Origin of the sequence: Xenorhabdus khoisanae, from assembly GCF_001037465.1 — a bacterium.
Lineage (GTDB): Bacteria > Pseudomonadota > Gammaproteobacteria > Enterobacterales > Enterobacteriaceae > Xenorhabdus > Xenorhabdus khoisanae.
Window position 1 is genome coordinate 24,258 of record NZ_LFCV01000151.1, and the last position, 6,098, is coordinate 30,355.

Consider the following 6,098-nt stretch of genomic DNA (forward strand, 5'->3'; position numbering starts at 1 on the left):
TAGTATTTATCTTTCCCAATCTAATAATAAAAGACACAAGGATAAATCATGCAAAACATTTCACAACTCAAACGAGGGTTAAGTGTTCGCCACATCCGATTTATGGCACTGGGATCGGCAATTGGTACGGGGCTTTTCTATGGCTCTGCAGAAGCCATTAAAGCAGCAGGGCCGGCGGTATTGCTTGCCTATGCCATTGGTGGTGCCGCAGTTTTCATGGTCATGCGGGCATTGGGAGAAATGGCGGTTCATCGTTCTGAGCCGGGCTCTTTCTCTTATTATGCGACTCATTATTTAGGGCCATTGGCAGGTTTTCTAACCGGATGGACTTACGTCTTCGAAATGCTGGTTGTTTGTCTCGCTGACGTCACGGCATTTGGCATCTATATGAAACTCTGGTTTCCCCATGTTGATCAGTGGATTTGGGTGCTCAGCATTGTCTTCTTCATTGGGGCAATAAATTTATGTAATGTCAAAGTATTTGGTGAAATGGAATTTTGGCTTTCTATCATCAAAGTCACTGCGATTATTGCCATGATTGTCGGTGGTTTTGCCATTATGATGTATGGCTTCGGTCAAGAATCCGGGCATGTCACTGGTCTATCAAATTTATGGGAACATGGCGGATTCATGCCAAATGGCATTGCAGGGGTGATAGCTTCGTTTACGGTCGTTATGTTTGCATTTGGCGGTATTGAAGTCATCGGCATCACTGCCAGTGAAGCGAAAAATCCGGAGAAATCTATCCCGCGGGCAATCAATGCCGTTCCGTTCCGCATCTTGCTGTTCTATGTTCTTACCCTGTTTGTTCTGATGTGCATTTACCCGTGGAATCAAGTGGGACAAAACGGCAGTCCGTTTGTGCAGATATTCTCCAGTCTGGGTATTGATTCAGCAGCGAATATTTTGAACGTTGTTGTGATTACTGCGGCTATTTCAGCGATCAACAGTGATATTTTTGGTGCTGGTCGTATGATGTATGGCATGGCGCAAGAGAAACAGGCACCGGCTGCTTTTACGCAATTAACGAAAAATGGAGTACCGTGGATAACCGTATTGGTCATGTCAGGTGTTTTATTGCTTGGTGTTGTTTTGAATTACTTTCTGCCGGGAAAAATTTTCGGAATCATTGCTTCAATCGCAACATTTGCAACTGTCTGGGTATGGTTGATGATCCTGCTGTCACAGTACATGATGCGTCGTAGAATGCCTGCAGAAGAAGCAAAACAGCTTAAATTTCCTGTTCCTCTATGGCCGATAGCACCAACTCTGACTATTGCATTTATGGCATTTGTTATTGCCGTATTGGGCTATTTTCCAAATACCCGGATTGCATTATACGTAGGGATAGTATGGATAGTATTACTGACTATTAGCTATTATTTATGGGTGAAAAAACCAAGTCATAGCTAACCCTCTTATACCACCCTATGTATATAGGGTGGTTTGTTTTTGTCTTTCCAAATACATTTTATTCGTAGTCGCGTTATCTTCCCTAGAAAACTCTTTTTCTTAATACGCTGTTTTATGAATACAATTTCATCCCAAAATAACTCTGTGCTAAGAAAGCTGATTTGTATTCTGGATCATGGCAAACTAACGAGTTGATATATCTTTTTTGTTGTTTGGAGGTGTTTTTTGGATAAGATTTTAGTCGATGAGGCTGTTGCAGAGCTGCGTACCATTTTAGATATGTTGCGTTGGTCTACCAGCCGTTTTAGCGAATCGGATATCTATTATGGACATACTACATGTAATCCGTGGGACGAGGCTTTGCAATTAGTTCTTCCCTCATTGCGTTTGCCTATGGATGTCCCTGATTCAATGATGGCTTCACGCCTGACATCAACAGAGCGTCAACGCATCGTGGAACTTGTCTTGCGTCGTATTAATGAACGTGTTCCTGTTGCTTATTTGATAAATCGAGCTTGGTTCTGTGGTCATGAATTTTATGTCGATGAGCGAGTTTTGATTCCACGTTCACTGATTAGAGATGTGATTGAAAACCACTTTGAAGGACTTATCTCACGTCAGCCATCGACAATTTTGGATCTTTGTACAGGAAGCGGTTGTATTGCAATTGCCTGTGCCCATGCCTTCCCAGAAGCCGAAGTTGATGCTGTTGATATTTCTTCTGATGCTTTGGAAGTTGCAGAAATAAATATAGAGAATCATAAGCTTTCTCACCGTGTAATCCCGATTCGTTCAGATCTATTTCATGATATACCATCGGTGAAATATGACATCATTGTCACTAATCCTCCTTATGTCGATGAAGAAGATATGAGTGATTTTCCTCAGGAATACGATCATGAACCTGAATTAGCCATGGCTGCAGGTATTGACGGGTTGGATTTGGTTCGTCGTATTCTGGCAACTGCCCCGGATTTCCTTTCAGAAGATGGAATACTGGTATGTGAAGTAGGTAACAGTATGGTACACCTGATTGAGCAATACCCTGAAGTACCATTCAAATGGCTGACATTCGAACATGATTATGGTGATGGTGTTTTCGTGCTGACTCGCCAGCAGCTTGTTGAGCATCACGAATATTTCCAGCAATTCAAAGACTGATATTTTTCAGTTATCGAATGGTTAAAACAGATTTTCTATTAAACGATACCCGATAGATTTCAAGTTATAGCACAACGGTAACAGAATGAGTTCCCGGCCTGCAATTAATTGTATGGCCGGGATGGATAATCACAGCCAGCTTGCAAGATAAAAGGTATAAAGGACAATAAAATTGATGAAATAAGATAGGTTTTGATCATTGGGTAAGTTATTGTTATTTGATCTCATTTTCAACTCATAAATAATGATGGCAGGGTAGGAATGGCAGGCAATAGTATTGGGCAGTTTTTTCGTGTTACCACATTTGGTGAATCTCACGGAATCGCATTGGGATGTATTGTGGATGGTGTTCCTCCGGGCATTGCTATCACAGAAGCTGATTTACAAATCGACTTAGACAGACGTCGTCCCGGAACTTCCCGTTATACGACGCAGCGTCGGGAGCCTGATCAGGTTCGCATTCTTTCGGGGGTTTTTAACGGCGTAACGACAGGGACCAGCATTGGCCTGATAATCGAAAATACCGATCAACGCTCACAAGATTACAGTGCGATTAAAGATGTTTTCCGCCCGGGACATGCTGATTATACCTACGAACAGAAATATGGGTTGCGTGATTATCGTGGCGGTGGGCGTTCCTCAGCTCGTGAAACCGCTATGCGCGTTGCGGCAGGAGCGATCGCCAAAAAATATCTGCTTGAAAAACATGGCATTCTTATTCGTGCCTGCCTGACTCAGATGGGTGATATTCATTGCGAATTGAAAGATTGGGAACTGGTCGAACAGAACCCTTTTTTCTGCCCTGATGAGAGTAAATTGACTCAACTTGATGAATTACTGCGAGCACTGAAAAAAGAAGGCGACTCTATTGGTGCGAAAGTCACGGTAGTTGCCGAAAATGTTCCTGCGGGATTGGGAGAGCCGGTTTTTGACCGTCTGGATGCAGATATTTCTCATGCTTTGATGAGTATTAACGCGGTGAAAGGCGTTGAAATTGGTGACGGTTTTGGTGTTGTTAACTTACGTGGCAGTGAAAATCGTGATGAAATAACAATGCAGGGATTCACCAGTAATCATGCTGGCGGCATTTTAGGTGGGATTAGCAGTAGCCAACCGATTATTGCTCATATCGCCCTGAAACCAACTTCCAGCATTATGGTGTCAGGCAAAACAATCAATCGTCAGGGAGAAGAAGTGGATATGGTGACCCGCGGCCGCCATGATCCTTGTGTGGGTATCCGTGCTGTCCCTATCGCAGAAGCCATGATGGCGATAGTGTTGATGGATCATTTGCTGCGTCAGCGTGCGCAATGTGCTGACGTGATACCTCCGCTTCCGCGTTGGTAGTGAGGATACTGATACGTACTTCGATTGATACCGAAAGATATCGTAATAATTGGCAAGCAGTTTTCTGGTGAAATGAATAATGGAATGGTCATCATTGGGTCTTGAGATTTACGGTTTTCTTTTTTTGGTTGCGGTAGTTGCGGGATTTATTGATTCCATTGCCGGTGGGGGAGGGTTATTAACCATTCCCGCTTTATTGTCAGTAGGTGTTCCCCCTGTTCAAACATTGGCGACGAATAAACTTCAGGCTGTAGGCAGTTCGTTCTCTGCCAGCCTTTACTTTATTCGTCGTAAAGTCGTGGATTGGCGCTCCCAGCGTTTTGCTATCTTCATGACAATAATCGGAGCCATGTTGGGTGCTTTGCTGGTTCAATTCGTGTCACCGGATTTTCTGCGTTATTTATTGCCGATCTTGGTAATGCTCATTGGTCTTTACTTTTTATTGGTGCCCAATATTGGAGCCGAAGATCGGCAACGTCGCCTTGGCCCGATTGCATTTGGTTGCCTCACAGGGTGTGGAATCGGTTTTTATGATGGTGTGTTTGGGCCGGGAACGGGATCTTTTTTCGCACTATGTTATATCATGCTCTGTGGATACAATTTGGCAAAAGCGACAGTCCATGCCAAGGTACTGAACTTTGCTTCTAACATTGGAGCCTTAGGCTTCTTTATTATTGGCGGTCAGGTTTTATGGCTGGTGGGTTGTGTGATGCTGATAGGGCAAATGATAGGTGCCCGGTTAGGTGCTGGTTTAGTGCTGAGCAAAGGGCAAAAACTGATCCGTCCAATGTTAGTAACAATATCTTTTTTGATGAGCATCAAACTTCTCTATGATCATCATGGAGATACTATTCGCTCTTGGTTGGCATTTTATTTTTGATTTTAGGATATTGCACTAATACATGACTGCACATCATTATCAACAACTGATTGAAATTTTTAATAATTGCTTTAGCGGTGACTATAACACTCGCTTGATAAAAGGTGATGATGAACCGATTTATCTGCCAGCGAATGATGAAGTGAGCTATAACCAGATTGTATTTGCCCATGGTTTTTATGCCAGTGGATTACATGAAATTTCGCATTGGTGTATTGCGGGTGAAGAACGCCGCAAACTGGTCGATTTTGGTTATTGGTATTGCCCTGATGGGCGTGATGCTCAAACACAGGGAGAATTTGAAAAAGTGGAAATCAAACCGCAGTCGTTGGAATGGTTATTCTGTGTTGCGGCGGGTTTCCCCTTTAATATTAGTTGTGACAACCTCGAAGGGGATTTTGAACCTGATCGCTTTGCCTTTCAGCGAAAAGTGCATGGGCAAGTTATGCAATACCTTGAAAATGGAGTACCCACACGAGCAGCAAGCTTTATTCAAGGTCTGCAATCGTTTTACAATACGCCTCCACTAAAAGCAGAACATTTTCCTTATCCGGAAGATCCTTTTGCTAATTGAAATTAATTTTGAGGAAAAAATAATGCTCGCAGAGTTTGAAACACGCATCCTGGCGCAAATTGATGACATGGTTGAACATGCCAGTGATGACGAATTATTTGCTGGTGGATACCTCCGTGGGCATTTAACGTTGGCAGTTGCTGAATTAGAGCAAGAAGGGGCAAATACCGTTGAACAGCTTCATCAACGTGTAGAAGAAAGTGTCCATAAAGCGATTAAAGCGGGAGAACTGGCCCCGCCAGATCAAGTTTTAGTTTTGGCAACTTGGCAGAAACTGCTGGATAGCGCGAAAGTTTAATTCATTGATACAGAAATAATTCTAACAGGGGGCTATTTATGTAGCCCTTATTTTTTTCTGATGGTCCGCGGTAATTGGGTATCTACGATTACAAAAAAATTCGTGGTGCTTCTCAATAATTAGAATAAATAGCAAAAATCCAATTCTTATTGATCTTTTTATAGTGAATATAGAGTACAGTTACTTGGGATTTAATATATAGGATATAATAAAATCGATATTAAATAGAAAATTAATTCGCTATTTTCCATTGTCTTAGAATAATTTTCCATATGACGTTAAAATAATATAAAAATATAATATGCTTTAAGGGGGTTAATGGGTGTTAGAGTAATGATAAAACAGGATAGGAAATAGAATGTTTTCTTAGCTAATTAAGTAAGTTGAATTAATAAACAAATATCGATATGGATACGCAATTAGAG

The 6,098-nt window shown here is 42.1% G+C and carries 6 protein-coding genes; all 6 read left to right on the forward strand.

Translation table 11 applies throughout. The features are described 5' to 3' along the window. The first annotated feature begins 48 nt into the window (after nt 1–48). Nucleotides 49–1,413 (forward strand): amino acid permease, encoded by a 1,365-nt coding sequence (locus tag AB204_RS18250; RefSeq protein WP_047964807.1) that lies wholly within the window; start codon nt 49–51, stop codon nt 1,411–1,413. A gap of 225 nt (nt 1,414–1,638) precedes the next feature. Then, complete coding sequence (gene prmB / locus AB204_RS18255; RefSeq protein WP_047964808.1) at nt 1,639–2,574, forward strand: 50S ribosomal protein L3 N(5)-glutamine methyltransferase; 936 nt, start codon at nt 1,639–1,641, stop codon at nt 2,572–2,574. A 261-nt stretch (nt 2,575–2,835) separates the two neighbouring features. After that, nucleotides 2,836–3,921: a chorismate synthase gene (aroC, locus tag AB204_RS18260; RefSeq protein WP_047964809.1), complete on the forward strand. Its 1,086-nt coding sequence runs from the start codon at nt 2,836–2,838 to the stop codon at nt 3,919–3,921. Between the two features lie 79 nt (nt 3,922–4,000). Continuing rightward, nucleotides 4,001–4,801 (forward strand): sulfite exporter TauE/SafE family protein, encoded by an 801-nt coding sequence (locus AB204_RS18265; RefSeq protein ID WP_047964810.1) that lies wholly within the window; start codon nt 4,001–4,003, stop codon nt 4,799–4,801. A 22-nt stretch (nt 4,802–4,823) separates the two neighbouring features. Continuing rightward, on the forward strand, nt 4,824–5,375 hold the full coding sequence (locus AB204_RS18270) for an elongation factor P hydroxylase (protein ID WP_047964811.1): 552 nt from the start codon (nt 4,824–4,826) through the stop codon (nt 5,373–5,375). A gap of 22 nt (nt 5,376–5,397) precedes the next feature. Further along, nucleotides 5,398–5,673: a YfcL family protein gene (locus tag AB204_RS18275; protein WP_047964812.1), complete on the forward strand. Its 276-nt coding sequence runs from the start codon at nt 5,398–5,400 to the stop codon at nt 5,671–5,673. The last annotated feature ends 425 nt before the right edge of the window (nt 5,674–6,098 follow it).

What these genes read in the sequence shown, in the direction of transcription:
- AB204_RS18250 (WP_047964807.1), top strand. Translation starts at nt 49, where the DNA reads ATGCAAAACATTTCACAACTCAAACGAGGGTTAAGTGTTCGCCACATC.
- AB204_RS18265 (WP_047964810.1), top strand. Translation starts at nt 4,001, where the DNA reads ATGGAATGGTCATCATTGGGTCTTGAGATTTACGGTTTTCTTTTTTTG.
- AB204_RS18270 (WP_047964811.1), top strand. Translation starts at nt 4,824, where the DNA reads ATGACTGCACATCATTATCAACAACTGATTGAAATTTTTAATAATTGC.
- aroC (WP_047964809.1), top strand. Translation starts at nt 2,836, where the DNA reads ATGGCAGGCAATAGTATTGGGCAGTTTTTTCGTGTTACCACATTTGGT.
- AB204_RS18275 (WP_047964812.1), top strand. Translation starts at nt 5,398, where the DNA reads ATGCTCGCAGAGTTTGAAACACGCATCCTGGCGCAAATTGATGACATG.